Source organism: Streptococcus sp. HMSC36C04 (assembly GCF_001839535.1).
Lineage (GTDB): Bacteria > Bacillota > Bacilli > Lactobacillales > Streptococcaceae > Streptococcus > Streptococcus hominis.
The window spans coordinates 141,783-167,527 of the sequence record NZ_KV841587.1 but is presented as its reverse complement, the minus strand read 5'-3'; the positions used below and the strand labels follow the sequence as shown (position 1 = coordinate 167,527).

General features: G+C 40.3%; 39 protein-coding genes and 2 pseudogenes. 1 reads left to right on the top strand and 40 read right to left on the bottom strand.

The window, feature by feature from the left end; all coding sequences use genetic code 11:
* The 34 genes and pseudogenes from HMPREF3249_RS09635 to tgt form a co-directional block, all read right to left on the bottom strand.
* Positions 1-148 (bottom strand): annotated as a pseudogene (locus tag HMPREF3249_RS09635) (sigma-70 family RNA polymerase sigma factor); the annotation flags it as partial.
* Positions 149-556: 408 nt separating this feature from the next.
* Entirely contained in the window at positions 557-943 is a 387-nt protein-coding gene (rplQ, locus tag HMPREF3249_RS03845) for a 50S ribosomal protein L17 (RefSeq protein WP_003026513.1), read from the bottom strand.
* An 11-nt stretch (positions 944-954) separates the two neighbouring features.
* Positions 955-1,893 (bottom strand): DNA-directed RNA polymerase subunit alpha, encoded by a 939-nt coding sequence (locus HMPREF3249_RS03840; RefSeq protein WP_003029466.1) that lies wholly within the window; start codon positions 1,891-1,893, stop codon positions 955-957.
* A 44-nt stretch (positions 1,894-1,937) separates the two neighbouring features.
* On the bottom strand, positions 1,938-2,321 hold the full coding sequence (gene rpsK / locus HMPREF3249_RS03835; protein WP_001118385.1) for a 30S ribosomal protein S11: 384 nt from the start codon (positions 2,319-2,321) through the stop codon (positions 1,938-1,940).
* A gap of 19 nt (positions 2,322-2,340) precedes the next feature.
* Positions 2,341-2,706: a 30S ribosomal protein S13 gene (rpsM, locus tag HMPREF3249_RS03830; RefSeq protein ID WP_002262317.1), complete on the bottom strand. Its 366-nt coding sequence runs from the start codon at positions 2,704-2,706 to the stop codon at positions 2,341-2,343.
* Positions 2,707-2,721: 15 nt separating this feature from the next.
* Positions 2,722-2,838, bottom strand: coding sequence for a 50S ribosomal protein L36 (gene rpmJ, locus HMPREF3249_RS09190; RefSeq protein WP_001808836.1), 117 nt, complete (start codon positions 2,836-2,838; stop codon positions 2,722-2,724).
* 24 nt (positions 2,839-2,862) lie between these two features.
* Positions 2,863-3,081, bottom strand: a complete 219-nt coding sequence (infA, locus tag HMPREF3249_RS03825; protein WP_001029883.1) for a translation initiation factor IF-1 — start codon at positions 3,079-3,081, stop codon at positions 2,863-2,865.
* A gap of 116 nt (positions 3,082-3,197) precedes the next feature.
* Positions 3,198-3,836, bottom strand: coding sequence for an adenylate kinase (locus HMPREF3249_RS03820; RefSeq protein ID WP_059221598.1), 639 nt, complete (start codon positions 3,834-3,836; stop codon positions 3,198-3,200).
* A 242-nt stretch (positions 3,837-4,078) separates the two neighbouring features.
* Positions 4,079-5,386, bottom strand: a complete 1,308-nt coding sequence (gene secY, locus HMPREF3249_RS03815; RefSeq protein ID WP_059221599.1) for a preprotein translocase subunit SecY — start codon at positions 5,384-5,386, stop codon at positions 4,079-4,081.
* Positions 5,387-5,398: 12 nt separating this feature from the next.
* A complete protein-coding gene (gene rplO, locus HMPREF3249_RS03810; protein ID WP_003029470.1) occupies positions 5,399-5,839 on the bottom strand; it encodes a 50S ribosomal protein L15 in 441 nt (146 codons plus the stop codon).
* Positions 5,840-5,999: 160 nt separating this feature from the next.
* A complete protein-coding gene (rpmD, locus tag HMPREF3249_RS03805) occupies positions 6,000-6,182 on the bottom strand; it encodes a 50S ribosomal protein L30 (RefSeq protein WP_070867491.1) in 183 nt (60 codons plus the stop codon).
* Positions 6,183-6,196: 14 nt separating this feature from the next.
* Positions 6,197-6,691: a 30S ribosomal protein S5 gene (gene rpsE / locus HMPREF3249_RS03800; RefSeq protein ID WP_003029472.1), complete on the bottom strand. Its 495-nt coding sequence runs from the start codon at positions 6,689-6,691 to the stop codon at positions 6,197-6,199.
* Between the two features lie 18 nt (positions 6,692-6,709).
* Positions 6,710-7,066 carry a 50S ribosomal protein L18 gene (rplR, locus tag HMPREF3249_RS03795; protein ID WP_003040651.1) on the bottom strand — a complete coding sequence of 119 codons (357 nt, stop codon included), beginning with the start codon at positions 7,064-7,066 and terminating at the stop codon, positions 6,710-6,712.
* 81 nt (positions 7,067-7,147) lie between these two features.
* Positions 7,148-7,684: a 50S ribosomal protein L6 gene (rplF, locus tag HMPREF3249_RS03790; RefSeq protein ID WP_021002170.1), complete on the bottom strand. Its 537-nt coding sequence runs from the start codon at positions 7,682-7,684 to the stop codon at positions 7,148-7,150.
* Between the two features lie 242 nt (positions 7,685-7,926).
* Positions 7,927-8,325 (bottom strand): 30S ribosomal protein S8, encoded by a 399-nt coding sequence (rpsH, locus tag HMPREF3249_RS03785; RefSeq protein WP_003026535.1) that lies wholly within the window; start codon positions 8,323-8,325, stop codon positions 7,927-7,929.
* A 180-nt stretch (positions 8,326-8,505) separates the two neighbouring features.
* Entirely contained in the window at positions 8,506-8,691 is a 186-nt protein-coding gene (locus HMPREF3249_RS03780) for a type Z 30S ribosomal protein S14 (protein WP_001085699.1), read from the bottom strand.
* Positions 8,692-8,708: 17 nt separating this feature from the next.
* Positions 8,709-9,251, bottom strand: a complete 543-nt coding sequence (rplE, locus tag HMPREF3249_RS03775) for a 50S ribosomal protein L5 (RefSeq protein ID WP_003026536.1) — start codon at positions 9,249-9,251, stop codon at positions 8,709-8,711.
* A 23-nt stretch (positions 9,252-9,274) separates the two neighbouring features.
* Positions 9,275-9,580, bottom strand: coding sequence for a 50S ribosomal protein L24 (rplX, locus tag HMPREF3249_RS03770; protein ID WP_003026539.1), 306 nt, complete (start codon positions 9,578-9,580; stop codon positions 9,275-9,277).
* A gap of 75 nt (positions 9,581-9,655) precedes the next feature.
* Positions 9,656-10,024: a 50S ribosomal protein L14 gene (gene rplN, locus HMPREF3249_RS03765; protein ID WP_003026541.1), complete on the bottom strand. Its 369-nt coding sequence runs from the start codon at positions 10,022-10,024 to the stop codon at positions 9,656-9,658.
* Positions 10,025-10,049: 25 nt separating this feature from the next.
* Positions 10,050-10,310, bottom strand: a complete 261-nt coding sequence (rpsQ, locus tag HMPREF3249_RS03760) for a 30S ribosomal protein S17 (protein ID WP_003026542.1) — start codon at positions 10,308-10,310, stop codon at positions 10,050-10,052.
* A 27-nt stretch (positions 10,311-10,337) separates the two neighbouring features.
* A complete protein-coding gene (gene rpmC / locus HMPREF3249_RS03755) occupies positions 10,338-10,544 on the bottom strand; it encodes a 50S ribosomal protein L29 (RefSeq protein ID WP_003029476.1) in 207 nt (68 codons plus the stop codon).
* 9 nt (positions 10,545-10,553) lie between these two features.
* Complete coding sequence (rplP, locus tag HMPREF3249_RS03750) at positions 10,554-10,967, bottom strand: 50S ribosomal protein L16 (RefSeq protein WP_003029477.1); 414 nt, start codon at positions 10,965-10,967, stop codon at positions 10,554-10,556.
* Positions 10,968-10,970: 3 nt separating this feature from the next.
* Entirely contained in the window at positions 10,971-11,624 is a 654-nt protein-coding gene (rpsC, locus tag HMPREF3249_RS03745; protein WP_003029478.1) for a 30S ribosomal protein S3, read from the bottom strand.
* A gap of 12 nt (positions 11,625-11,636) precedes the next feature.
* Entirely contained in the window at positions 11,637-11,981 is a 345-nt protein-coding gene (gene rplV, locus HMPREF3249_RS03740; RefSeq protein WP_003026550.1) for a 50S ribosomal protein L22, read from the bottom strand.
* A gap of 14 nt (positions 11,982-11,995) precedes the next feature.
* On the bottom strand, positions 11,996-12,274 hold the full coding sequence (gene rpsS, locus HMPREF3249_RS03735; RefSeq protein ID WP_000533765.1) for a 30S ribosomal protein S19: 279 nt from the start codon (positions 12,272-12,274) through the stop codon (positions 11,996-11,998).
* Positions 12,275-12,360: 86 nt separating this feature from the next.
* On the bottom strand, positions 12,361-13,194 hold the full coding sequence (rplB, locus tag HMPREF3249_RS03730) for a 50S ribosomal protein L2 (RefSeq protein WP_003071334.1): 834 nt from the start codon (positions 13,192-13,194) through the stop codon (positions 12,361-12,363).
* Between the two features lie 17 nt (positions 13,195-13,211).
* On the bottom strand, positions 13,212-13,508 hold the full coding sequence (locus HMPREF3249_RS03725; RefSeq protein ID WP_003026555.1) for a 50S ribosomal protein L23: 297 nt from the start codon (positions 13,506-13,508) through the stop codon (positions 13,212-13,214).
* Positions 13,508-14,131 (bottom strand): 50S ribosomal protein L4, encoded by a 624-nt coding sequence (gene rplD, locus HMPREF3249_RS03720; protein ID WP_037598474.1) that lies wholly within the window; start codon positions 14,129-14,131, stop codon positions 13,508-13,510. Before rplD ends, HMPREF3249_RS03725 begins: the two co-directional genes overlap by 1 nt.
* Positions 14,132-14,155: 24 nt before the next feature.
* Positions 14,156-14,782, bottom strand: coding sequence for a 50S ribosomal protein L3 (rplC, locus tag HMPREF3249_RS03715; RefSeq protein WP_003026558.1), 627 nt, complete (start codon positions 14,780-14,782; stop codon positions 14,156-14,158).
* Positions 14,783-14,988: 206 nt separating this feature from the next.
* Positions 14,989-15,297: a 30S ribosomal protein S10 gene (gene rpsJ / locus HMPREF3249_RS03710; protein ID WP_002894478.1), complete on the bottom strand. Its 309-nt coding sequence runs from the start codon at positions 15,295-15,297 to the stop codon at positions 14,989-14,991.
* 312 nt (positions 15,298-15,609) lie between these two features.
* Complete coding sequence (locus HMPREF3249_RS09185) at positions 15,610-15,903, bottom strand: hypothetical protein (protein ID WP_049533001.1); 294 nt, start codon at positions 15,901-15,903, stop codon at positions 15,610-15,612.
* Positions 15,904-15,905: 2 nt separating this feature from the next.
* Complete coding sequence (locus HMPREF3249_RS09530; protein WP_003040631.1) at positions 15,906-16,073, bottom strand: hypothetical protein; 168 nt, start codon at positions 16,071-16,073, stop codon at positions 15,906-15,908.
* Between the two features lie 187 nt (positions 16,074-16,260).
* Positions 16,261-16,896 (bottom strand): annotated as a pseudogene (locus HMPREF3249_RS03700) (uridine kinase).
* Positions 16,897-18,039, bottom strand: a complete 1,143-nt coding sequence (gene tgt / locus HMPREF3249_RS03695; RefSeq protein WP_059221600.1) for a tRNA guanosine(34) transglycosylase Tgt — start codon at positions 18,037-18,039, stop codon at positions 16,897-16,899.
* A 178-nt stretch (positions 18,040-18,217) separates the two neighbouring features.
* On the opposite strand from tgt, the gene HMPREF3249_RS03690 reads away from it, so the two are divergent.
* On the top strand, positions 18,218-19,063 hold the full coding sequence (locus tag HMPREF3249_RS03690; RefSeq protein WP_059221602.1) for a DUF975 family protein: 846 nt from the start codon (positions 18,218-18,220) through the stop codon (positions 19,061-19,063).
* Positions 19,064-19,325: 262 nt separating this feature from the next.
* Here the strand turns inward: HMPREF3249_RS03690 and HMPREF3249_RS03685 are convergent, their stop codons facing one another.
* From HMPREF3249_RS03685 to HMPREF3249_RS09630, 6 genes are all read right to left on the bottom strand, one after another.
* Entirely contained in the window at positions 19,326-19,802 is a 477-nt protein-coding gene (locus HMPREF3249_RS03685; protein WP_106382329.1) for a kinase, read from the bottom strand.
* A 17-nt stretch (positions 19,803-19,819) separates the two neighbouring features.
* Positions 19,820-20,257 carry a CoA-binding protein gene (locus HMPREF3249_RS03680; protein ID WP_049533447.1) on the bottom strand — a complete coding sequence of 146 codons (438 nt, stop codon included), beginning with the start codon at positions 20,255-20,257 and terminating at the stop codon, positions 19,820-19,822.
* Between the two features lie 132 nt (positions 20,258-20,389).
* Complete coding sequence (gene polA / locus HMPREF3249_RS03675; protein WP_059221605.1) at positions 20,390-23,035, bottom strand: DNA polymerase I; 2,646 nt, start codon at positions 23,033-23,035, stop codon at positions 20,390-20,392.
* Positions 23,036-23,333: 298 nt separating this feature from the next.
* Entirely contained in the window at positions 23,334-24,365 is a 1,032-nt protein-coding gene (locus HMPREF3249_RS03670) for a sensor histidine kinase (protein WP_003040501.1), read from the bottom strand.
* 1 nt (position 24,366) lies between these two features.
* Positions 24,367-25,053, bottom strand: a complete 687-nt coding sequence (locus HMPREF3249_RS03665) for a response regulator transcription factor (RefSeq protein ID WP_003040692.1) — start codon at positions 25,051-25,053, stop codon at positions 24,367-24,369.
* Between the two features lie 97 nt (positions 25,054-25,150).
* Positions 25,151-25,745, bottom strand: a 595-nt coding sequence (locus HMPREF3249_RS09630) for an SSURE domain-containing protein (RefSeq protein WP_148130045.1), incomplete at its 5' end; no start/stop codon positions are given.

Sequence of the window (25,745 nt, the reverse complement as noted above, 5' to 3'; positions counted from 1 at the left end):
CCAGCTGCGGATAGCGACTCACCAACTGATAGAGTACTAACATGCCCTCTTGGTCCCAATCGCTTAATTCCCACAGGTGAACATAATAATCCCGACGGCACTTTAATACACTCCCCCTTACCTTCCCATACAACTCCTTGAACTCCATTTCCTTCTCCTTCCTTGCTCTTACCTTTTAAGGATAGCATGAAGGAGAAACCTTTTGTTTTCTGGTAGCTATTCTACTCTTTTTGGTTTCTATTTCGTACTTCTTAATACACCTATCTATCTCTTCAGGTACTTTTACATACTTTTCAGCAGATAAAGTTAAAACTAGTAGCTGTGATAAATTCAGCATGATAATTCTATAAGTTCTGTAGTGAGTCATCGATTATGAAATTCTAAAAAACGCCTGCTTACGAAATTGTTTTTTTGTAAAAGCAATTTCGTAAACAAGCGTCTACGTTTCTTATCATAAGATGAGTGTTCCCGCTAGGAAAAATCCTAGCGGTAGACCAGAGCTAGACTAAGAGTAACATTACTCCATCATCATAACACTCAACAAAATTGATAAAAATTATACTAATTCAATGATTGCCATTGGAGCAGCATCACCACGACGTGGTTCAGTTTTAAGGATACGAGTATATCCACCGTTACGTTCTGCATAACGAGGAGCTAAATCAGAGAATAATTTTTGAAGAGCAGTAGTTGAAGTATACTTTTCTGTTTCTTCATCATAGTTTTCTGATGCAATTTCGTTACGAACAAAAGCTGCTGCTTGACGACGAGCATGCAAATCACCACGTTTACCCAAAGTAATCATTTTTTCAACTGTTTTACGGATTTCTTTAGCACGAGCTTCTGTTGTCACAATTGATTCGTTGATAATCAAGTCAGTGGTTAAGTCGCGAAGCATTGCTTTACGTTGTGAGCTAGTGCGTCCTAGTTTACGGTAAGCCATGTTTTCCTCCTTTATTTATCGTTTTTTAATCCAAGACCGAGATCAGCAAGTTTTACTTTCACTTCTTCAAGACTCTTACGTCCTAGATTTCTTACTTTCATCATTTCAGGTTCGGTTTTTTCTGTCAAATCAAATACAGTATTGATACCAGCACGTTTCAAACAGTTGTACGAACGAACTGACAAATCTAATTCTTCAATTGTACGATCCAACACACGATCATCTGAAACTTTTTCTGTTTCTTTCATTACATCAGTAGATTTTGCTACTTCAGTTAAGTTAGTAAACAGGTCTAAATGTTCCGTTAAAATGCGCGCAGAAAGACCTAGAGCATCTTCTGGAATAATCGTCCCATCTGTCATGATTTCAAGAGTTAATTTATCAAAACCATCATTGCTACCAACGCGAGCTGGTTCCACTTGATAATTAACTTTTTTAACCGGCGTATAGATTGAATCTACCGCAAGTGTTCCTACTGGTGCATCATCTTTTTTATTTTCATCAGCTGGTACATAACCACGACCTGTATTTACAGTCATAATAGCTTTTAAGCTAGCACCTTCACCAATTGTAAAGAGATAATGATCAGGGTTTACAATTTCAATATCACTATCTGTCAAAATATCACCAGCAGTGATTTCTGCAGGACCTTCAACATCAAGCTCAATTGTCTTTTCGTCTTCGACGTAAGATTTTACAGCAATCCCTTTGACGTTCAAAATAATCTGCATCACGTCTTCACGGACACCTGGAACTGTATCAAATTCGTGTAATACACCTTCAATATTGATAGATGTTACAGCAGCACCTGGTAGAGATGCAAGAAGTACACGACGAAGTGAGTTCCCAAGCGTTGTACCATAACCACGTTCTAGTGGTTCTACTACAAATATGCCGTAGTTTTTATTTTCATCAATTTTTGTTATATTTGGTTTTTCAAACTCAATCATTTAGTTACTCCCTCTTAAACGAAAAGCAGTGTAATGGTTTATGATTATACACGGCGACGTTTTGGAGGACGAGCACCATTGTGTGGCACAGGAGTCACATCACGAATAGCTGTTACTTCAAGACCAGCGGCAGCAAGCGCACGAATAGCTGACTCACGACCAGAACCTGGACCTTTAACAGTAACTTCAACTGATTTAAGACCGTGTTCTTGTGCAGACTTTGCAGCAGCTTCAGATGCCATTTGGGCAGCAAATGGTGTAGATTTACGAGAACCTTTAAATCCAAGAGCTCCAGCAGATGACCAAGCAATTGCGTTACCATGCACATCAGTAATCATAACAATAGTGTTGTTAAATGTAGCGTGAATATGAGCAATACCAGATTCGATATTTTTCTTCACACGACGTTTACGTGTTGGTTTAGCCAAGACTTTTTACCTCCTTATATTATTTTTTCTTACCAGCAATCGCAACAGCTTTACCTTTACGAGTGCGAGCGTTGTTCTTAGTGTTTTGTCCACGTACAGGAAGTCCACGACGATGACGGATTCCACGATATGAACCAATTTCCATCAAACGTTTGATGTTTAAGTTTACTTCACGACGAAGGTCACCTTCAACTTTGATGGCATCCACTTCACGACGGATAGCGTCTTCTTGATCAGATGTTAAATCTTTCACACGAATATCTTCTGAAACTCCAGCAGCTGCTAAAATTTTCTTAGATGTTGGAAGACCAATACCGTATACATAAGTCAGTGAAACAACTACACGTTTGTCATTTGGAATATCAACTCCAGCAATACGAGCCATTTTTTCTCCTTTCTATTATCCTTGACGTTGTTTGTGTTTTGGATTTGCTGGGCAAATCACCATAACACGACCATTACGACGAATAACTTTGCAGTATTCGCAAATTGGTTTGACCGATGGTCTTACTTTCATTTCTTATCCCTCCAAGTATTTCGATTATTTAAAGCGGTAAGTGATCCGTCCACGTGTCAAATCATAAGGACTCATCTCGACAGTAACACGGTCTCCCGCTAAAATACGAATATAGTTTTTACGAATTTTACCAGAAACTGTTGCTAAAATCTGATGTCCATTTTCAAGTTCAACCGTAAACATTGCATTCGGCATTGTATCAACTACTTTGCCTTCAACTTCAATCACATCGTCTTTTGCCACGCAAAAGCACCCCCCTAAATTTCGATTCATTCCTCTGAGCACAGAGGTAACAATTATAAGTCAGACTAATTCATTGTATCACTACTTGTCAAATATTGCAAGTGTAAAAAACGCTTTTATTTTAACTTTAACAAGACTTTTTCAATGTTTTTAAATACATCATCAATCTCTTGATTTCCTTGAATATCATAAACCAAGCTTTGAGAACGATAGTGCTCAATAATTGGTGCTCCTTGAGCGATATTGACATCTAAACGGCGCTTCACGGTTTCTGGTTTATCATCCTCACGTTGGTAATAATCCTCTTCATTATAATCTGCTGGTGGATTGAAGACTTTATGAAAAGTTTCTCCCGTTTTTTTGTGAATAATCCGTCCGCTCAAGCGCTCTAGCAAGCTGTTAGGATCCACTTCGATATTGACAACCCCATCCAAAGCAAGACCAAGTTCAGCAAGTGTCTGATCCAGTGCGTGAGCTTGCTCAATGGTGCGTGGGTAGCCATCTAATAAAAAGCCTTTTTCTTTAATATCATCTTGTGCTAAACGTTCTTTGACAATTCCATTGGTCACTTCATCTGGCACTAATTCACCTTTGTCAATATATGATTTCGCAAGCACACCCATTTCAGTTTGGTTTGCCATGGCTGCACGAAACATATCCCCTGTTGAGATATGCGCAACACCAAATTCCTCCACGATTTTGGCCGCTTGAGTCCCCTTGCCTGCACCTGGCAAGCCCATAATCAAAAGATTCATGATCCATCTCCTTTTTTGTTTTTAAATAAATCTATTACAAATTCTTAGTAAACTTGTTTAAAAACAAAATAGAAAGAGTGGGACAGACTTCAGAAAATCTATGATTTTCGATTTGCTCTCCCACCCCGCAACATAGTTGATTCAGGATGAAAACAAAAACTCATTTTCATCATCAACCACTGCGTTCGTACTTTAACGCAAATTGCTTTTGAAAGTATAGAATATCTTTCTTTACTCTGTTTCTATTCTGTTGTATTCATAAAGCCAGTATATTTTCTCTTTAGAAGATAACCTTCAAGTTGTTTCATCCCTTCAATACCAGTTGCAATAATAATCAACAAACTAGTACCACCCAAAGCAACAGCATCTGTCAATCCAAATAAATCTTTTGCTAAAATCGGTAAAATCGAAATAAAGCCTAAGAAAAGTGAACCAACTGTTGCCAAGCGACGAAGCAGCTTGGACATGTATTCTTCTGTACCTTTGCCCGGACGGACACCATGAATATAGGCACCGCTCTTTTGCAAATTCTCTGCAGTTTTCTCTGGATTGATTTGTACAAATGTATAGAAAAATGTAAACAAAATAATCAAGAGTGCGTACATCACAATTCCGCTTGCGGTTGTTGTTGCAAACAAGGACTGAGCCACTCGAACCCACTGTGTATTGTGACCTGTAGCTGTCAAAAATTGGAAAATAGCTGCAGGTGCGGCAGTAATCGAACTTGCAAAGATAACCGGAATAACACCTGCTGGATTGACCTTCAAAGGAAGGTATGAGCTAGAAGGCGCACCTTGCGCAATCTTTGTATACTGGATTGGAATTTTGTATTCTGCTTGTTGAACGAATGTTGTAAAGTAAACAATGAGCAAAACAGCTATAATCAGAATAGTCACAAAAATGATAGATGAAGTAATACGGCTACTTGGTACATTGACAAAGTAGTCTACATATATACTCTTAATCATTCCTGGAATTGCTGCTACGATACCTGCAAAGATAATCATAGAAACGCCATTACCATAGCCTTTATCCGTGATTTGTTCTCCTAACCAAGTCACAATCATAGAACCTGTTGTCAAAAGGAATCCAATCAGCAAATAAGTTTGCCAGTTAGGTGTTGCCACCAACTTAGCACTAGACAAGGTATGGAAACCTGCTGTAATACCGATAGATTGAACAAACGCCAAGACTAAGGCAATATAGCGCGTTGCTTGATTTAACTTTCTTCGTCCAACTTCACCTTGCTTGCCCCATTCTACAAACTTAGGTAAAATATCCATTTGTAGTAATTGAACAACAATAGAGGCGGTAATATACGGACTAACTCCCAATGCAAATACTGAGAAATTCCGCAAAGCATTACCTGACACAAGGCTGAGCATGTTTAGAAATGAAAGCCCGTTAAGAGCTTCCAAGCTTTTTGCATTAACACCTGGAACAGTAATCGTCGTGCCAATTCGAAATACTAATACAATAAAAATTGTAAAGAGAATTTTTGAACGAACCTGTTTGATTTTTAATGCTTCTTTTAATAGTTTAAAAAACATAGGTCACCTCGCTTAGATGACTTCCACTGAACCACCTTTAGCAGTGATAGCTTCTTCGGCTGATTTAGAGAATTTAGCTGCTTTCACAGTCAATTTCTTTGTCAATTCGCCGTTACCAAGAATCTTAACACCAGATTTTTCAGCTTTTACAATCCCTGCTTCGATAAGGACAACTGGAGTTACTTCTGCCCCGTCTTCAAAAATATTCAATTGATCAAGATTTACAATTGCATATTCTTTACGATTGATATTCAAGAAACCGCGTTTTGGCATACGACGGAACAATGGTGTTTGTCCACCTTCAAAACCAAGACGAACTTTACCACCACTACGAGCTTTTTGACCTTTTTGACCACGTCCAGCTGTTTTACCATTACCAGATGAAGTACCACGTCCAACACGGTTGCGGACTTTACGAGAACCTGTAGCAGGTTGTAATTCATGAAGTTTCATTATATTTTTTCTCCTCTTTTGTAAAATGCTAGCGCTCATACTGAGAAAAAGGTGTTCCCAGTATAAACTCGCCTATACATATATTTAGTTTAAGGGGCTGAGAAAATCCTCTCATCCCCTAGTTTATTTCAATTTAAAGTTTTGTTAGTAAAATGATTGCTTACTTAACTTCTTCAACAGTTACCAAGTGTGATACTGCTGTAATCATACCACGAACAGCAGCATTATCTTCTTTGATAACTGAGCTATTTAATTTGCCAAGTCCAAGTGCTACAACAGTTTTACGTTGTGACGGAATGCGTCCGATTGGAGACTTTGCCAAAGTGATTTTAATTTGAGCCATGTGAATCTCCTTTCTTATGCTAAGTCAGAAACTGAAATACCACGAAGGGCAGCAACTTCTTCAGCGCGTTTTAATTGTTTTAAACCTTCAACAGTTGCGCGAACGATGTTGATTGGAGTGTTAGAACCAAGTGATTTAGATGTTACATCTGCTACACCTGCCAATTCGATGACGGCACGAACAGCACCACCAGCAGCCACTCCAGCACCTTCTACAGCTGGTTTCAACAAGACACGAGCTCCACCAAATTCAGATGTTACTTCGTGTGGAATTGTTGTGCCAACCATTGGTACTTCAATTAGGTTTTTCTTTGCATCTTCAACGGCTTTGCGAATTGCTTCTGGTACTTCTTGAGCTTTACCAGTACCAAAGCCAACACGACCATTACGGTCACCAACAACTACAAGAGCTGCAAAACGAAGACGACGTCCACCTTTAACAACTTTTGTAACACGGTTAATCGCAACTACGCGTTCTTCAAGTTCAACTGCATTGTCTTTAAATGCCATTTTTTAGTGTCCTCCCTATTAGAATTTCAATCCGTTTTCACGAGCTGCATCAGCCAAAGCTTTTACACGTCCGTGATATAGATATCCACCGCGGTCAAACACCACTTCAGAAATACCTTTAGCAACTGCACGTTCAGCAACGAGTTTTCCAACAACAACGGCTTGTTCAGTCTTAGTTCCTTTTGAAACTTCTTTGTCAAGAGTTGAAGCGCTTGCGAGCGTTACACCCGCTACGTCATCAATTACTTGAGCGTAGATGCCTGTATTAGAACGAAAAACGTTCAAACGTGGGCGATCAGCAGTTCCAGAGAGTTTTCCGCGAACGCGACGATGGCGTTTTTGGCGGACTTTGTTTTTATCTGGTTTCGAAATCACAATTTTCACCTCTTAATTTTATTGTGTGCCTAAGCACAAAGTTGGAAATAATTATTTCGGTTGAAGAACAACCGTTTAACATTATTTACCTGTTTTACCTTCTTTACGGCGAACAAATTCACCAACGTAGCGGATACCTTTCCCTTTATATGGTTCAGGAGCACGCAAGCTACGGATATAAGCAGCAGTTTGTCCAACTACTTCTTTTGAGATTCCGTTCACAACAATAGTCGTTGGATTTGGAAGTTCAAAAGTAATACCTTCAGGAGCTTCCACTTCATCTGGATGAGATTTACCAACTGAAAGTACCAATTTTTTACCTTGAAGTTGAGCACGGTATCCAACCCCACGCATTTCAAGTTCTTTCTTGAATCCTTCTGATACACCATGAACCATGTTGTTCAAAAGAGCACGAGTTGTTCCGTGGATTGTTTTCATTTCTTTTGTATCGTTTGGACGGTGAAGAGTTACTTCAGTTCCTTCCACACGAATATCAATATCTTTAGAGAACGTACGAGTGAGTTCTCCTTTAGGTCCTTTTACAGTTACTACATTATCTTTGTTTGTCAATTCGACACCCGCAGGCAATGCAATAACTTTATTACCAATACGTGACATGTTATTTTTTCTCCTGTTAAATTGTCAGGTCGTCCGAGGACGGCCAGTTTTCACGGGGGAACTATCATAGCAGTTTGTATGATAGTTCTAACGTTTTATTCAAATATATCATTCAAATCAGTTTTGCCAATCTGAACACGAGCTACGGCCTGTGTGAAAAAGATAAATTTATCTTGAATGCGGGCATTCATCGCTAGATTTCCTATTTTCACTTTGTCCGTCACGCTCTTTGTATCATGCAATTACCAAACGTAGGCGATTACTTCCCCACCAACATTCTTTTGGCGTGCTTCTTTGTCAGTCAACAAGCCTTCAGATGTTGAGATAATCGCAATTCCAAGTCCATTCAAGACTTTTGGAAGATCTTCACATTTTTTGTAAACACGAAGTCCTGGTGTTGAAACACGTTTCAAACCAGTGATAACTTTTTCACCGTTTTGACCGTATTTAAGGAATACACGAATAACACCTTGTTTATCATCTTCAATGTACTCAACGTTCTTCACAAAACCTTCGCGTTTAAGGATTTCAGCAATCCCTTTTTTGATATTTGATGCAGGTACTTCTAGCACTTCATGTTTTGCTTGATTCGCATTACGAATACGTGTCAAAAAGTCTGCAATTGGGTCAGTCATAACCATTTTATTTTTCTCCTCTTACTAGTAGTTTGATAATTCACTTGCTAGTTAATGATTGAGCTAGGCTCATAAGTTTTGTTTATAGATTTCATTTCCTAGATAAGTCTAGGCATTCGCTCGTAGGCATAACTTGAGTTAAGCAAGAGCGAATAACAACGACTCATGACGAAAAGGAAACTATAATTACCAAGAAGCTTTGGTAACGCCAGGAATTTGTCCTTTGTATGCCAATTCACGGAAGCAAACACGGCAAAGTTTAAACTTGCGGTAAACTGAATGTGGACGACCACAACGTTCGCAACGAGTGTAAGCTTGCGTAGAGAACTTCGCAGGGCGTTTGTTCTTAGCAATCATTGATTTTTTAGCCAATTTATTTACCTCCTAGATTATTTTGCAAAAGGCATTCCAAGGCCTGTAAGCAATTCACGTGATTCTTCATCCGTGTTAGCAGTTGTTACAATAACAATGTCAAGACCGCGAGTCTTGTCAACATCATCAAAGTTGATTTCTGGGAAAATCAATTGTTCTTTCACACCAAGTGTGTAGTTTCCGCGTCCATCAAATGATTTTGTTGGAACACCGTGGAAGTCACGAACACGTGGAAGTGATACAGTAACCAATTTATCCAAGAATTCATACATGCGTTCACCACGAAGAGTTACCTTAGCACCGATCGCTACACCTTCACGAAGACGGAAGCCGGCGATAGATTTTTTAGCTTTAGTGATAAGTGGTTTTTGACCTGAGATAAGAGCAAGCTCTTCAGCAGCTTTTTCAAGATTTTTAGCATTTGAAACAGCGTCACCAACACCCATGTTCAAAACGATTTTATCCACTTTTGGCACAGCCATAACAGATGAGTAGTTAAACTTTTCAGTCAAAGCAGGAACTACTTCATTAAGATATTTTTCTTTTAAACGATTAGCCATTATACTTCTCCTTTCCTTCGTGATTAGTCAAGCACTTCGCCTGATTTTTTATTGTAACGAACTTTTTTGCCATCTACAAACTTGTAGCCAACACGTCCTGCAACACCATTTTTGTCCAACACTTGAACATTAGACACATGGATTGGTGCTTCTTTTTCTACGATAGCACCTTGAGGGTTTTCGTTATTAGGTTTTTGGTGTTTCTTGATGATATTTACACCTTCAACAACAACTTTATTTACTTTTGGAAGTGCGGCAACGACTTTGGCTTCAACACCTTTGTCTTTACCAGCAATCACGCGAACTTTGTCGCCAGTTTTTACAAACATTGGTTTCTCCTTTGATTTCTTACGCCCTGAAGGGCACCCTATCTGTCGAAGATAGGGGACTTAGTTTGTTTTTGATTAAAGTACTTCTGGAGCAAGTGAAACGATCTTCATGAATCCACCTTCACGCAATTCACGTGCAACTGGACCAAAGATACGTGTTCCGCGAGGAGTTTTATCATCACGGATAATCACTGCAGCATTTTCGTCAAATTTGATGTATGAACCATCTTTGCGACGAGCACCTGATTTAGTACGAACGATAACCGCTTTTACAACGTCACCTTTTTTAACCGCACCACCAGGAGTAGCTTGTTTTACAGATGCAACGATGACATCACCAATGCTAGCGAATTTACGCTTTGAACCACCAAGAACTTTGATTGTCAAGATTTCGCGGGCACCGCTGTTGTCAGCAACTTTCAAACGAGTTTCTGTTTGAATCATTTAAGTTTTCTCCTTTCTGGTTTGATTAGATGATAACTGCTTCTTCTACAACTTCTACAAGACGGAAGCGTTTTGTAGCTGAAAGCGGACGAGTTTCCATGATACGAACAATATCGCCTTCTTTAGCGATGTTATTTTCATCATGCGCTTTGTATTTTTTAGAGTAGTTAATACGCTTACCATAGACTGGGTGGTTACGTTTTGTTTCAACTACAACTGTGATTGTTTTATCCATCTTGTCAGAAACGACGCGTCCAACAAGCGTTTTACGTTGATTACGTTCCATTTTAGAATTTCTCCTTTCCCAAGTCTATTATTTCATTTCTGATTGAACAGTTTTGATACGAGCGATTTGCTTTTTCACTTCTTTCAAGCGTGCAGTTTGTTCTAATTGACCTGTTGCTGCTTGGAAACGAAGATCAAACAATTCTTTCTTCAATTCTCTTTCACGCTTCGCGAGTTCTTCTTGAGAAAGACCACGAAGTTCTTTAACAAATTCTTTTACTTCATTAAGTTTCATGCCTTCTCCTTATTCAGCTTCACGTTTCACGAATTTTGTTTTAACTGGTAATTTGTGGCTTGCAAGACGAAGCGCTTCACGAGCAACTTCCTCAGGCACACCAGCGATTTCAAACATCACTTTACCACGTTTAACTGGCGCAACCCAACCTTCTGGAGCACCTTTCCCAGATCCCATACGAACCCCGATAGCTTTGGCAGTGTATGATTTGTGTGGGAAGATTTTAATCCAAACTTTACCACCACGTTTCATGTAACGCGTCATAGCGATACGAGCAGCTTCGATTTGGCGGTTTGTGATCCAATGGCTAGTAGTCGCTTGAAGACCATATTCTCCAAATGCTACTTCTTTACCACCTTTAGCTTCACCGCGCATTTTACCACGAAATTCGCGACGGTGTTTAACACGTTTAGGTACTAACATTGGTTATTTACCTCCTTTAGTGTTTTTACGAGCTGGAAGAACTTCTCCGCGGTAAATCCAGACTTTAACACCAAGTTTACCGTAAGTAGTATCTGCTTCTTCCCAAGCGTAATCAATATCTGCACGAAGCGTATGAAGCGGAACAGTTCCTTCAGAATACCCTTCACTACGAGCGATATCAGCACCATTCAAGCGGCCAGATACTTGAGTTTTAATTCCTTTAGCTCCCGCACGCATGGTACGTTGGATTGCTTGTTTTTGAGCACGACGGAAAGCAACACGTTGTTCTAATTGGCGAGCAATTCCTTCACCAACAAGATGAGCATCCAAATCTGGTGATTTGATTTCAATGATGTTGATGTGGACTTGTTTACTAGTCAATTTGTTAAGCTTTGCACGAAGTGCATCAACGTTTGCTCCACCTTTACCGATAACCATACCTGGTTTAGCAGTGTGAAGAGAAACGTTTACTTTATTTACTGCGCGTTCGATTTCAATAGTTGAAACAGCTGCGTCAGCTAATTCTTTTTGAACGAATTTACGGATTGCAAGATCTTCATGAAGGTAATCCGCGTATTCTTTTTCAGCATACCATTTGGCATCCCAGTCACGGATGATACCGACACGCATACCTATTGGATGTACTTTTTGACCCACGATTTTACCTCCTTATTTTTCTGCAACGACCACTGTGATGTGGCTAGTGCGTTTGTTGATTGGTGAAGCTGAACCTTTTGCACGTGGACGGAAACGTTTCATTGTTGGTCCTTCGTTTGCGTAAGCTTCAGATACTACCAAGTTTGCTTTTTCCAAACCAAAGTTGTTTTCTGCATTAGCGATTGCTGAGTTCAACACTTTTTCGATAATGCCAGCAGCTTTGTTTGGTGTGAATTTCAAGATTGCGATTGCGTCAGCGACGTCTTTCCCGCGGATATTGTCAAGAACTAGACGAGATTTACGAGGTGAAACGCGCACTGTACGAGCCATTGCTTTAGCTGAAGTAATTTCTGCCATGTTTTTCTCCTCTCTTATCTACGTGTTTTCTTATCGTCAGCAGCGTGACCTTTGTAAGTACGAGTTGGTGCAAATTCACCAAGCTTGTGCCCTACCATGTCTTCTTGGATGTAAACAGGAACATGTTTACGTCCATCATAAACTGCAATTGTATATCCGATAAAACTTGGGAAAATCGTTGAACGACGTGACCAAGTTTTGATGACTTTTTTCTTTTCGTCATTGGCTTGAGCTTCAACTTTTTTCATCAAATGCTCATCGACGAAAGGTCCTTTTTTAAGACTGCGTCCCATTTTTATGTTTTCTCCTTTAAAATATGTACCACAACGGCTTGCACTGACAATCAGCGCTACCGAGCTGGCGGATAGATTGTTTTAGATTATTTCTCGTTGCGACGACGAACGATAAGTTTGTCGGATTTCGCTTTCTTGTTACGAGTTTTAAGTCCAAGAGCAGGTTTGCCCCATGGAGTAGATGGTGCTTTACGACCAACTGGTGCTTTACCTTCACCACCACCGTGTGGGTGATCGTTCGGGTTCATTACAGAACCGCGGACTGTTGGGCGGATGCCTTTCCAACGGCTACGTCCAGCCTTACCAAGGTTAACCAATCCATGTTGTTCATTTCCAACAACACCGACAGTTGCACGGCAAGTTCCAAGAATCATGCGAACTTCGCCTGATTGCAAACGAACAAGAACATATTTGCCTTCTTGACCGAGCACTTGAGCAGAAGCTCCAGCAGCACGTACCAATTCACCACCATGTCCTGGTTTCAATTCAATATTATGAATCAATGTACCAACTGGGATATTAGCAAGTGGAAGAGCATTTCCGACTTTAATATCCGCTTCTGGTCCAGAAACGATGCGTTGACCGACTTCAAGACCTTTAGGAGCGATGATATAAGCTTTCACACCGTCAGTGTAATGTACAAGAGCGATATTTGCTGAACGATTTGGATCGTATTCAATTGTTTTAACAACTGCTTCAACACCGTCTTTGTTACGTTTGAAGTCAATCAAACGGTAATGGCGTTTGTGTCCACCACCTTGGTGACGAACAGTGATACGACCGTTGTTATTACGACCAGCTTTGTTGTTCAAAGAAACGAGCAAAGTTTTTTCTGGAGTGCTCGTTGTGATTTCAGCGAAATCCAAAGAAGTCATATTACGGCGACCATTTGTAGTTGGTTTATAAACTCTGATTCCCACGATATTTCCTCCTTAGATTATTCTGCTTCAGCACCGAACAACTCGATTGCTTTAGAATCAGCTGTAAGAGTGATGATAGCTTTTTTAGTTTTGTTTGTAAAACCAGTATAACGCCCTACACGTTTTGCTTTTGGTTTTACATTGATTGTGTTCACATTTGCAACCTTCACTCCGTCAAAAGCAGCTTCAACCGCTTGTTTGATCAAAAGTTTATGAGCGCGAGTGTCCACTTCAAATACGTATTTGCCTTCTTCAAGAAGAGCCATTGTGCTTTCTGTGATGATAGGCTTTTTGATTACGTCATACAAATTCATTATGCAAGAACCTCCTCGATTGTAGAGATAGCTTCTTTAGTAACAAGAAGTTTGTCGCTATTTACGATATCAAGAACACTTGCAGTTGTTGCTGTTGCAACTTTCACATTTGGAAGGTTACGAGCTGAAAGTGCAGCAAATTCGTTTCCTTCTTCAAGAATTACAAGTACTTTTGAATCAATGCTAAGTGCAGCAAGTACTTTCGCAAACTCAGCAGTCTTTGGAGCTGTAAATGAAAGGCTGTCTACAGCTACGAATTTGTCCTCAGCAACTTTTTCAGAATAAACTGATTTAAGTGCCAATCTACGAACTTTTTGTGGAAGTTTGTAGGCGTATGAACGAGGAGTTGGACCAAATACGGTACCACCACCACGCCATTGTGGAGAGCGAATAGAACCTTGACGCGCACGTCCAGTTCCTTTTTGACGCCATGGTTTGCGTCCGCCACCTGATACTGCAGAGCGGTTTTTAACAGCGTGAGTTCCTTGACGAAGGCTTGCACGTTGACTGATAACAACATCAAATACAACTGATTCATTTGGCTCAATACCAAATACTGCATCGTTAAGAACTACTTCACCAGCTTCTTTACCAGTTTGGTCAAATAATTTTACGTTTGCCATTATGACTGATTTCCCCTTTCTTTATTATTTACCAGCTTTAACTGCTGACTTGATAGTGATAAGAGATTTCTTAGCACCAGGCACGTTACCTTTGATGAGGATAACGTTTTTCTCTGGAACAACTTGTGCGATTTCAAGGTTTTGAATCGTTACACGGTTGCCACCCATGCGTCCTGCCAAGTGTTTGTTTTTGAAAACACGGTTAGGCGCAACTGGTCCCATAGAACCAGGACGACGGTGATAACGAGAACCGTGAGCCATTGGACCACGTGATTGACCGTGGCGTTTGATAACACCTTGGAAACCTTTACCTTTTGAAGTTCCTGTTACATCAACAACATCGCCAGCTTCGAATGTATCCACTGTGATTTCTGCACCGACCTCTAAGCCTTCAATGTTTTTGAATTCACGAATGAAGCGCTTAGGAGCCGTGTTAGCTTTCGCTACATGTCCTTTAGCAGGTTTGTTGCTCAATACATCACGAAGATCGTCAAAACCGACTTGAACAGCGTTATAACCATCTGTTTCAACTGTTTTTACTTGAAGAACCACGTTTGGTGTTGCTTCAACAACAGTTACAGGGATCAATTCGCCAGCTTCAGTGAAGATTTGAGTCATTCCCACTTTTTTCCCTAAGATTCCTTTTGTCATGAGAAAATGTTTCCTTTTCTATATTTTTTCAAAAAGTTTTTAACGAGCGTTTTTTATGCTCAAGATTAAGATATTAAGGGCGTTAAGAGAGTCTGGCAAAAATAGGAAACTGACGCAGTGTTCGACAAACACTAGGAAGTTTATCTTTTTTGCAGAGCTCTTATCCCGTATTCAGTTAAATCCGAATACTTTTATCTTGCATCTGATTAAAGTTTGATTTCCACGTTCACACCACTTGGAAGATCCAACTTCATCAAAGCATCAACCGTTTTTTGAGTTGGGTTGATGATGTCAATCAAGCGTTTGTGTGTACGCATTTCAAATTGTTCGCGAGAATCTTTGTATTTATGAGTCGCACGAATGATTGTGTAGAGGCTACGCTCAGTTGGAAGTGGGATTGGTCCTGCAACTTCTGCACCTGTACGAGTAGCAGTTTCTACGATTTTTGCAGCCGCTGTATCAAGTGTACGGTGTTCGTACGCTTTCAAACGGATACGGATTTTTTTGTTTGCCATCTTTTTCTCCTTTTCGTCTATTTAAGATAATAGGCTAGCTCCACAAGAAAACCGAGACGCCATTGCGTGGCAATGCAACCGAGCGTGTCGCAACCTCTTGCATCAAAGCTACAGACTGTTTTTTCACAGCACCATAATAGAATAACACAAAGATTCACTGATTGCAAGGGATTTGATAATTTTTTTGAGATTTCTTTGACAAAAAGAGACTTTACAAGGCAAAAAACGAATTTAGCTCGGCGAAGGATAAAAAACAAGAGAAGACTTACTAATTTCTCTTGTTCATATTTTCTAAATAATGAGTATTGAATATTATTTTTTGTCTTGCTTTATTGGTACTATTGAAACACCCCAAGCAACAATCGCTCCGTAGATAGTGGATAACAGTCTATTTGCTACGTAGAGCAAGTCTCCTTTTCCCATAATCGCAACAATCAGTAATGTTAAAACTGCAATTCTCGCTAAGAAAGGAGGTAAGGCAACCGATTTGCTAACATATAGAGTTCCAAGAATAGCTAACATTAACAGACAGAACAATGTTATCTTACTTGGGATGAAATGATAACAGCAAATCAAAAGAACAGCCGCTAAACCACCTACCAGCATTGCTAGAATCCGATAATATTCACTTTTTTGCTTGCCAGCCCCTCTTCCTGTACACACAGCAAAGCCGAAAAAGAAGCCGGTAAAATACCTAAAAAAGGAATAAGCCAGGCACTTACAATACAAAACATAACTGAGACAACGATTTTAAAATCGAGTGAATTTAATTTCATTTTTTTATCTCCTTGATTATTTGTTCTAATTGTAACACTAAACCAATCAATCGCAAAGAGCATTTTCTAAACAAAAACACCACTAACATAATGTAGTGGCATTTGGGAGATTATGAAAAAGAAAAGTTTTAGGATAAATATAGAATAACTTTTCAACCTTAAAACTAGCTTAACGTAACTTTATCTTTTAAAATAGAGATTTTTTAACTTTAAAAGTATTTCCCGATTGACAAATCAATATATCTGCAAGGTCGTGATAAGGTCTATAATAACGCTCATATTGCTCACGACGCGCTTGGTGCGTTCTCTCAATCCACTCAGGCTGCCGATTACGTACTGCTACATCACGGGACAAGCGGCGCTCTAATTCCGTCGCTGTATCGGTGTAAAAACAAATGGACAAATCAAACAATTCTTTCGGCAGAAAAGCAACTGACATGCCTTCCACAATTAGAATTGGTTTTTCCGCTGAAAGTCGCTGACTTGGTGCCCAAGGCTAGTCAATCGTCACTATATCGCAGCCAGATTGCAAAGCTCTTATATCACGTTCCAAGCTCTTCAATTCATGAGCCATTGGAAGACAGGCTGTCACTTTTTGCTCAGGAAATTCTTTAACCGCCAGCAAGTCACGATATTCCCCGTCTATTATATAAGGATCAGCCGCAAGCAGATTAACTCGCTCTCGCCCCAGACTTTCTACTAAACGTTTGGCAAAAGTAGATTTTCCAGAAGCACCGTGACCGTAAATCGCTAGCGTATGTTTTTTTCCATCCAGCAAATAATTCTTGACTACTTCTACTAACGACTTTTCACCTTGATTCATCTAGAAATTCCTCTTTGAATGATTGTAGCCATAGCGCTCGATGAAATCTTCACGAAATTCAAGCAAATTGTCATCTAGAATGGCTTGGCGGACATTTTTCATCAGATTGATGAGGAAATAGAGATTGTGATAGCTGGTCAGACGGAGTCCAAAGGTTTCATCAGCCTTAAGCAAATGCCGAAGATACGCGCGCGTATAGTTTTTGCAGGTGTAGCAATCACAGTTATGATCTAGTGGTGTGAAATCCTCTGCAAATTGAGCATTTTTCACGACCAAACGCCCCTCACTGGTCATGCAGGTACCATTTCTGGCAATTCGTGTCGGCAGCACGCAGTCAAACATATCCACACCACGTATTACCCCGTCAATCAGGCTGTCTGGCGCTCCCACTCCCATGAGGTAGCGAGGCTTGTTTTCAGGCAGCATCGGAGTTGTGAAGTCCAATACGGCATTCATCTCTTCATGAGATTCACCCACAGCTAGTCCACCAATGGAATAGCCTGGAAAATCCATGCTGACCAAATCCTGAGCTGACTGGCGACGCAAATCTTCAAAACCAGCACCCTGCACAATCCCAAAGAGACCCTGGTCATGCGGACGGCGATGTGCTTTGAGTCCACGCTCTGCCCAGCGGCTAGTCCGCTCAATGGACTTTTTCACATAATCGTACGGTTGATAGAACTGCGGGCATTCATCAAAAGACATCATGATGTCACTGCCTAGATTGTTTTGAATAGAAATGGCCTTTTCCGGAGAGAGAAACATTTTTGCGCCGTTCAGATGATTCTTGAAAGTCACCCCTTCTTCGGTGATGTTGCGGCTGTCTGCCAGAGAATACACCTGAAAACCACCGCTGTCTGTCAGAATAGCCTGATCCCAGTTCATAAATTTATGAAGCCCACCAGCATGCGCAATCAGCTCATCACCCGGCCGCAACCAGAGATGGTAGGTATTAGATAAAATAATCCCTGAACCCATTTCTTTGAGTTCCTCTGGAGACTGCGTTTTTACAGTTGCCTGAGTTCCCACGGGCATAAACATGGGAGTTGGAAAAATGCCATGCGGCGTGATAATTTCTCCCAAACGAGCACCTGTGTGCTTCTCTTTTTTAATCAAACGATATTGAATCGGTGAATCTGACATTTTTACCTCCGATACTGGGAAAAACAGTCCCAGACCTTCATTTTACAGTGTGTGAGTTCATTTGACTCACAACATCCTGTATGATTTTATCAAAAAAAGGAAGAAAGATAAAGTAGATAAAAACTTTTCTTTCTCTTAAAAGAATATGGTATAATATTTTTCAATATAGGAGGCAAATATGAACTTAAGTGAATTACGAGCAGAAGCTCGTCGTATCCAACGCCAAGCCAAGGGAATCTATGCACTCTTTTTAGTACCAATTGTGACTGCGATTATTTCCGTTGTTTACAATTATTCTTCAGACACCTTGTCCAATAATATCTTACAATATGGTATCCAAAATACGGTTGTCCACGGGATCAATCGCTCATTGTTCCCAGTAGCGATTAGTTTTATCGTATCTTTCTTTTTAACTGCTGCCTTTTGGACCTTACTGGAAGTCATTCGTGGAAAACGACAAGAGGTGCATTTTACAGATTCCATTCGGACTTTTGACAGTAAAATAATTGGTCCTGTTTTCATGACACTTTTGCTCAAGCGTATTTTACTATTTCTATGGAATCTTTTCGTCTGGATTGGGAGCGGCATGATGATTCTTGCTAGTTTTAGTATCATTAAACTCCTCCCCAATTCTCAAGATATCTCACAAAACGTTGCGCTTCAAACAACTATTGGAACTTTATTGCTCTACATTCTTATCGGTTTTCTCTTGATGATTATAGGCGTTCTGATTGCACTCCCTCAGTACTATGCCTATTCTCAAGTGGAATTTATCCTCTTTGACAGCTTGGAAAACAATAGCTACGATGGCGCCTTTAAAGTAATCCGTGCGAGTCGTCAGATGATGAAAGGTTACAAGGGAAAGAGATTTGTTCTTGATTTAACCTTTATCGGTTGGTACTTGCTAAGTGCCCTTACTTTTGGAATTGCTTCTATTTATGTTTATCCCTACGTTTATACAGCTCAGACTCTTTTCTATGAAACTGTCAGAAAGGAAAAAGAACAAACTCCGATTTTTTCTTAATTTTTCTAACTCTGAAAAATAAAATTAACCTCACAAAGACTTGGACAGTTGTTCAGGTCTTTTAAGTTCACTCTATTTTTATCTCGCACAATCACTCAACTAACGCGCAGTATCATAAACTCTACACAAAAAAGCCACCAATTGGGTGACTTTATTAGGGAGATTATTATGAAAAAGTTTAGGATTTCTATCAAACAAAGTTAGGAGGTCTTCATTTGATAAATATAGTATAACCAAGTTAGCTTAAACCAAACTTAATTTTTTAGAACAAATTGATTTTTTTAGAAATTTCTTGAAAGGCATCTTTCAGCGAATCTTGATCTGTAAAAGTTGCTACTTCCCAACCTAAGAAATCACATTCTTTCCACCAACGTTTCATGTCAGCTGGACTGAAATCTGCTTTCTTGCTCCTGGTTTGGTGGCGACGAACTGTCTCTTCAAAAGTCAAATCATAATAGTAAGACAGAACTTTTGGATAAAAGAGAGCACGCAGTTCTTCTAGCATTTGCCCGTAAATATCTGTTTCATAAAATCCTTCAACGATCACCAACAAATCTCGCTCATAGCCATAACGGGCAATGGTTGCCGTCAAAGAGATTGACAGATTATCCGACTCGACTTTTTCTTTTAGCATGTCACGGCGAACGACATCTTGAGAGATGACAAGTGTCTTTCGTCCATAATACTCTTGCAATTTCTTTGCCAGACTCGTTTTTCCTGAACCAGAATTACCTCTGATATCACCAACGTTGGCATTTACCCTCCTAAAATCAGACGGGTATGCTCCCGCTTGATACAGCGGTTCATGACAATATCATCGTGCCCAGCTGCACGAAGGATTTGCTCGGCTTCTTCATTTTCCAAGCCTAATTGTGCCCAGAAAATCTTAGCATTCACTTGCAGAAAATCACGCGCCACATCTGGCAAAAACTCACTGCGACGGTAGACATCAACAATATCCACCGAAAAAGGAATGCCCTTGAGACTGGCATAGACGGTTTCTCCTAAAATCTGACCGCCGGCTGCTCGGGGATTGACCGGAACAATCTGATAGCCCCGTTCTTGCATCTCCTTGGATACACGGTGGCTGGTTGCCTCTTCTCGATCTGACAAACCAACAACCGCAATCACCTTACTATTTTCTAAATAATGTTTGACAATCCCATCGCTGGGATTTTTGAAATGATAGGTCATAAAATTTTCTCCGTAATTTTTATGTATTGTGAGTCATGCTGATCCTTTTGAATCAGAAACACAGCTATAAACACTAAGAAGCCAAACGACGCAAGAACTTCTCGCTATCCTTATGAACTTAGCACCTTGCTTTTACTTGGCTTCATACCAGGTTTTGCCAGCACTTTCGTCCGCTTTCAAGGGTACAACAAGTTCAATGGCAGATTCCATGATGTCTTTGACCAACGTTTTGATAGCGGTCAGTTCGTTTTCGGGTACTTCCAGCACAATTTCGTCATGAACTTGCAATAGCATTCTGGTTTTAAAATTCCCATCTGTCAGAGCTTGATCCAGTCGAATCATAGCAATTTTGAGAATATCAGCTGCACTGCCCTGAATAGGCGAATTGATTGCTGTTCGTTCTGCAAATCCTCGGATATTGAAGTTACGAGAATTGATATCTGGGATCTCCCGACGACGGTGAAAGAGAGTTTCTACATAGCCCTTGTCTCGTGCCTCTCGCACTACATTTTCCATATAATTCTTGATACCTGGATAGCGCTCAAAATAAGTATCAATATAGGACTTCGCTTCCTTACGACTAATACCCAGATTGTTGGCAAGTCCAAAGTCAGAGATTCCGTAAACAACACCAAAGTTGACAGCTTTGGCATTGCGGCGGTCATTTGGTGTCACATCTTCTGGTCTTTCGATATTAAAAACCCGCATGGCTGTCGAAGTGTGAATGTCCGCTCCGTGTCTGAATGCCTCAATCAGATGTTCATCACCTGAAATATGCGCCAAAACCCGCAACTCAATTTGCGAATAATCAGAGCTAAGTAAGACACTGTTCTCCCACTCTGGCACAAAAGCTTTCCGAATCAAGCGCCCTTGCTCTAGGCGAATTGGAATATTTTGCAGATTAGGGTCAACACTTGATAGTCGTCCTGTCTGAGTCAAATCTTGAAGATAGCGAGTATGAATCTTTCCGTCCGCCAAAATCCAGTCCTGTAGCCCCATGACATAGGTTGATTGAATCTTAGCAATTTGCCGATAGTCCAGAATTTTTTCCACAATTGGCGCGATTGGTGCCAAACGTTCCAATACATCTACTGCCGTAGAGTAGCCCGTTTTCGTTTTCTTAGTGAAAGATGTTGGCAGACCCAGTTTTTCAAAGAGAATGCCTCCCAACTGTTTAGGCGAATTGATATTAAACTCTTCCCCTGCTAAGTTATAGATTTCCTGAGTTAGCCGAGTCAGAATTCTCTCGTTTTCAATCTGCATGGTTTGCAATGTTTCGCGTTCTACCTTGATACCAGCAATTTCCATTTTAGCCAGCACAAAGGCTAAAGGTTGCTCCATTTCATACAGCAGATTTAGCTGGTCATGCTGGCACAGCAAGTCTGTCATAGGCTTTTCCGTTTCAATGAGAACTGTGACTTTTCTGGCTAAATGGCTCAATAAAATAGCTTTTTCAGGCAGTGCCCGCTTAGCGCCTTTCCCATAAACCGCCTCATCTTCGGCGAGTTTGGTCTTGCCATAAAGACCAGCAATTGTTACGATTTCATTGTTATCAACGGTTGAAAGAAGATACTTAGCTAAACGACTGTCAAACGCTGGTTGCGAAAGCTCAATGCCTAAGCGACTGAGCAAGACTTTAGAGCGTTTAAAGTCATAAACCTTCAAGGCTGTATTTTCCAGAAATTCTTTGAAAACCGGCTGCTGCAAAAGACTGATGTCCTGACTGGCATAAATCTGCTGTGAATTTCCCCAAGCAAAGCCAACCATCTCGTCTATGTGGTAATTGTCCCCCAACATTTCAAAGTAGAAAAAACCGTCTGCACTGAGCATTTCTGGACAAACTTCCGTCACTTCTTCAAAAGTAATGTCAGTCGTTTCCTCTGGCTCTATCTCTGCTTCTAGCGCTTGCTTAAATTGTTTAAAGCCCATTTCATCATAGAATCTGCTTAATTGTTTGATATTCGGACCTTGATAGAGGATATCTTCCAAACCAATTTCGATTGGGGCTTGGGTATCAATGGTGGCAAGTGTTCTAGATAAGAAAGCAATGTCCTTGTCATTGATGAGATTTTCCTTCATCTTAGACTGCTTCATGTGGTCAATGTTGTCATAAATGCCTTCCAGAGAGCCGTATTCCAAGAGAAGCTTAAGTCCCGTTTTCTCGCCGATTTTCGTCACACCAGGGATATTGTCCGAAGAATCACCCATAAGAGCTTTGAGATCAATGAACTGGGTTGGCGTAATTCCCATTTTTTCCATGAGGTAGGCTGGCGTAAATTCCTCGAACTCAGCCACACCCTTTTTGGAAATTTCCACAACGGTATTGTCATCGGTCAACTGGATTAGATCCTTATCTCCGCTTACGATTGTCACATCGTAGGGAACAGCTGTGTTTTCAGCCATTTTATCCAAAGTTCCGATAATGTCATCCGCCTCATACTGATCCAAATCATAATAGCGAATACCCAACTTATCTAGCATTTCGCGAATAAAAGGCAGCTGTTCACGAAATTCCTCTGGCGTTTTAGCCCGACCGCCCTTGTAATCAGCATACATCTCTGTCCGAAAGGTGGTCTTCCCCGCATCAAATGCCACCAAGATATGAGTCGGCTGTACACGTTCTATCAAGTGATTCAACATAAGATGAAAGCCGTAAATGGCATTAGTGTGAAGCCCAGACGGACTCTTAAAACGGTCAATTTGATTATACAGTGCAAAAAAAGCACGAAAAGCAACGGACGAGCCATCAATCAATAGTAATTTATTCTTATTTTCCATATTATTTATTATACCATGAAACCAAAGAAATTTTCTGATTAAGGATAATGACCGCACGCAAAAGACTTAAGAAAAATTTCTTAATCCCTTATGTATTTTGATACAACAATTTCTCCAAATGTTTCACCGCATCTGCAAAGTGATCCACTACATACGTAGCTGCTTCTTGGACAGCCTTCGGAGCATGTGCCATACAGTAGGAAAGATCGGATTTTTCAAAGACTGCAAACTAACTAATAAAAATAAAGAATGAGATAAACCGGAAATGTTCATTTTTCTAGTCTATCTCACTTTCATTTTATAAATCTAATACAAGCGAAAAACTGCTACCTTGTCCATACTCACTTTGCACGAAAATATCACCACCCAATTGGCGTGCCAATTCACGTGCAATATAGAGCCCTAGACCGTGCCCGCCAGTTTTCATATTGCGAGAAGATTCTACCCGATAAAGTCGTTTAAATATTTTCTCCAAATCCTCTGACTTAATGCCCTGACCTTCATCTGCCACCGTTAAAGTCAAGCGCTTATTGTCAACCGCCGCATCAATAGTAAGCTTAGTGCCTGCTTCTGAATACTTAAAAGCATTGCTGACCAGATTGAGAATAATCCGTGACAGCTTATCATAATGACTCACGATTTTTGCTGATTCTGGCTGCACCGAAATCTGAATATCTCGGTCTTCTTTATCAATCACCAATTGGAACTCCGACATAATATCAATCAAAAGCTTATCAAGGAAAATTTCTTCTTTTTCAAGCGGTACATCTGGCTGATTCATCGTATTCAGAGTGATAAAACTTAGCTCCTCGACCAGCTTATTCAACCGATCGGTCTGCCGACTGATGGTTTTGAGATAATACTGCTGCTCATCTGCCGCAATCACACCGTCTAGCATTCCTTCCACGCTTGCCTGAATGGAAGTTAAAGGAGTCTTGATATCATGCGATAGTTGTGCAATCATCAAACCCTTTTCCTTCTCACTTTCTTCCAACGAAGTAAAGGTACTTTGCAAGTTTCTTGACATATTATTAAAAGCATCTGCCAGCTCTTTAAATTCAGTTGGATTTTTTATATCATTTACTGTTGCAAACTTCTTGTCAGAAATTCCTTTTATGAGCTGTTTTAATTTATCCAAAGAGAGAAAGACACGGCTCAACAGCAAAAGGCTAACCAATGCCCCTGTAATACTAGCTAGAATGCTAATACCAATAATAAAATAAATATCACTTTTTGAAATCAGCATGGTGTTGACAGACCAGATGATTGCAACAACCGTGATCGTTGTGGAAATGAGGTATCCAACAATAATAAAGTGTTTTAATTTCATTTTAAACCTCTATCTTATACCCTAAGCCCCAGACGGTCTTAATCGTGGGCGTTTTTTCAGTACTGAACTTAGCTAAATCCTGCCGCAAGGCATGAATGTGAACATTCAACGTATTTGTATCATCTACAAAATCTTCTTGCCAGACTTTCTCATACAATTCTGTCTTAGAAAAGACCCGCTGAGGATTGCTGGCCAAAATCCATAGCAACTCAAAAGATTTAATGGTCATCATCAACGATTGTCCGTGCACTGTCACTTCGCGCGTTGCATGATTTATCTCTAAATCCCCTAGTTGGAGTTTTTCATCTGCTCCCACACTGCGGTGAATGCGCCGCAAGATATTATGCACCCGCAACACCAACTCCCGCGGACTGAAAGGTTTGGTAATAAAATCATCCGCTCCCATACTGAGGGAATAAATTTTATCCGGTTCAGATGTTTTAGCAGTGATAAAAAGGAAAGGTTGCTCCGGAGCAAGATACTGCACTTCGCCAATCAAATCATACCCGTCCATGTTGGGCATCATAATGTCGGTGACAATCAAATCAATCGGATATTTCTTAAAAAGCTCCAAAGCTTCCTGCCCATCATGCGCCACATTGACTTCATAACCTGCCTGTGTTAAATAACGCTTGTTAATCTCGGTAATCTCTACTTCATCATCTACTAACAAAATTCTCTTCGTCATTTTCTTACCTCTATTGTGAAAAATAGTGTTATACCACGAAAAAGTATAACACTATTTCTATACTTGATTCAAGCGTTATTGCTCACAAATGCGAGAATTACTTCTTTTCTCTGCGTTTCATGCCAACAAGTGCTAAAATAGCTGCTGCACTTAATCCAAGAAGTCCTAGGACTGTCAAGCCAAGAGAGGATTTTTGACCTGTATTAGGAAGCGATTTTTTGCTTGCTGTAGCTTGTCCACCTTTTGAAGATGTCGCAGAAGGTGTTCCACCTTTATTTGAATGCTTGCTTCCGTCATAATCTGCTTTTTTACCTTGGTTTTGTGCCTGATCATTTTGACCTTGTTGAGATTGTCCTTTAGAGTCCGCTTTCTTTTCACCTTTTAGGTTAATCGTCACAGATTTCGTCGCAATGACATTCTTCAAGTCCGCTTTGCCATCTTTGGTTGCTCCATACACTGTAACAGTTGCTTTATACAAATGTGTTCCATTTGCTTTTAACTGTTCTAACAGAGCTTTGTCTTGTTTACCTGCAGCATTACCGTCCAATGAAACTTGGTAGAAATATTGGCCTTTGCCTAAGCCCGCTAGTGGCAATAGACCTGGATGCTTAGCTGAGCCATTATCTGACCATGGGGCGCCGTTTGAGGATTTGAGCAAAAGACGAGTCAACATGCCATCACCACCAAAGAGT

Excerpts from the sequence above, each read along its gene's own strand:
- rplQ (WP_003026513.1), bottom strand. The coding sequence starts at position 943 with ATGGCTTACCGTAAACTAGGACGCACTAGCTCACAACGTAAAGCAATG.
- HMPREF3249_RS03840 (WP_003029466.1), bottom strand. The coding sequence starts at position 1,893 with ATGATTGAGTTTGAAAAACCAAATATAACAAAAATTGATGAAAATAAA.
- rpsM (WP_002262317.1), bottom strand. The coding sequence starts at position 2,706 with ATGGCTCGTATTGCTGGAGTTGATATTCCAAATGACAAACGTGTAGTT.
- rpmJ (WP_001808836.1), bottom strand. The coding sequence starts at position 2,838 with ATGAAAGTAAGACCATCGGTCAAACCAATTTGCGAATACTGCAAAGTT.
- HMPREF3249_RS03820 (WP_059221598.1), bottom strand. The coding sequence starts at position 3,836 with ATGAATCTTTTGATTATGGGCTTGCCAGGTGCAGGCAAGGGGACTCAA.
- secY (WP_059221599.1), bottom strand. The coding sequence starts at position 5,386 with ATGTTTTTTAAACTATTAAAAGAAGCATTAAAAATCAAACAGGTTCGT.
- rplO (WP_003029470.1), bottom strand. The coding sequence starts at position 5,839 with ATGAAACTTCATGAATTACAACCTGCTACAGGTTCTCGTAAAGTCCGC.
- rpmD (WP_070867491.1), bottom strand. The coding sequence starts at position 6,182 with ATGGCTCAAATTAAAATCACTTTGGCAAAGTCTCCAATCGGACGCATT.
- rpsE (WP_003029472.1), bottom strand. The coding sequence starts at position 6,691 with ATGGCATTTAAAGACAATGCAGTTGAACTTGAAGAACGCGTAGTTGCG.
- rplF (WP_021002170.1), bottom strand. The coding sequence starts at position 7,684 with ATGTCACGTATTGGTAATAAAGTTATTGCATTGCCTGCGGGTGTCGAA.
- rpsH (WP_003026535.1), bottom strand. The coding sequence starts at position 8,325 with ATGGTTATGACTGACCCAATTGCAGACTTTTTGACACGTATTCGTAAT.
- rplE (WP_003026536.1), bottom strand. The coding sequence starts at position 9,251 with ATGGCTAATCGTTTAAAAGAAAAATATCTTAATGAAGTAGTTCCTGCT.
- rplX (WP_003026539.1), bottom strand. The coding sequence starts at position 9,580 with ATGTTTGTAAAAACTGGCGACAAAGTTCGCGTGATTGCTGGTAAAGAC.
- rplN (WP_003026541.1), bottom strand. The coding sequence starts at position 10,024 with ATGATTCAAACAGAAACTCGTTTGAAAGTTGCTGACAACAGCGGTGCC.
- rpsQ (WP_003026542.1), bottom strand. The coding sequence starts at position 10,310 with ATGGAACGTAATCAACGTAAAACGCTTGTTGGACGCGTCGTTTCTGAC.
- rpmC (WP_003029476.1), bottom strand. The coding sequence starts at position 10,544 with ATGAAACTTAATGAAGTAAAAGAATTTGTTAAAGAACTTCGTGGTCTT.
- rplP (WP_003029477.1), bottom strand. The coding sequence starts at position 10,967 with ATGTTAGTACCTAAACGTGTTAAACACCGTCGCGAATTTCGTGGTAAA.
- rplV (WP_003026550.1), bottom strand. The coding sequence starts at position 11,981 with ATGGCAGAAATTACTTCAGCTAAAGCAATGGCTCGTACAGTGCGCGTT.
- rpsS (WP_000533765.1), bottom strand. The coding sequence starts at position 12,274 with ATGGGACGCAGTCTTAAAAAAGGACCTTTCGTCGATGAGCATTTGATG.
- HMPREF3249_RS03725 (WP_003026555.1), bottom strand. The coding sequence starts at position 13,508 with ATGAATTTGTATGACGTAATCAAAAAGCCTATCATCACAGAAAGCACA.
- rplD (WP_037598474.1), bottom strand. The coding sequence starts at position 14,131 with ATGGCAAACGTAAAATTATTTGACCAAACTGGTAAAGAAGCTGGTGAA.
- rplC (WP_003026558.1), bottom strand. The coding sequence starts at position 14,782 with ATGACAAAAGGAATCTTAGGGAAAAAAGTGGGAATGACTCAAATCTTC.
- rpsJ (WP_002894478.1), bottom strand. The coding sequence starts at position 15,297 with ATGGCAAACAAAAAAATCCGTATCCGTTTGAAAGCGTACGAACACCGT.
- HMPREF3249_RS09185 (WP_049533001.1), bottom strand. The coding sequence starts at position 15,903 with ATGCTGGTAGGTGGTTTAGCGGCTGTTCTTTTGATTTGCTGTTATCAT.
- HMPREF3249_RS09530 (WP_003040631.1), bottom strand. The coding sequence starts at position 16,073 with ATGAAATTAAATTCACTCGATTTTAAAATCGTTGTCTCAGTTATGTTT.
- tgt (WP_059221600.1), bottom strand. The coding sequence starts at position 18,039 with ATGTCAGATTCACCGATTCAATATCGTTTGATTAAAAAAGAGAAGCAC.
- HMPREF3249_RS03690 (WP_059221602.1), top strand. The coding sequence starts at position 18,218 with ATGAACTTAAGTGAATTACGAGCAGAAGCTCGTCGTATCCAACGCCAA.
- HMPREF3249_RS03680 (WP_049533447.1), bottom strand. The coding sequence starts at position 20,257 with ATGACCTATCATTTCAAAAATCCCAGCGATGGGATTGTCAAACATTAT.
- polA (WP_059221605.1), bottom strand. The coding sequence starts at position 23,035 with ATGGAAAATAAGAATAAATTACTATTGATTGATGGCTCGTCCGTTGCT.
- HMPREF3249_RS03670 (WP_003040501.1), bottom strand. The coding sequence starts at position 24,365 with ATGAAATTAAAACACTTTATTATTGTTGGATACCTCATTTCCACAACG.
- HMPREF3249_RS03665 (WP_003040692.1), bottom strand. The coding sequence starts at position 25,053 with ATGACGAAGAGAATTTTGTTAGTAGATGATGAAGTAGAGATTACCGAG.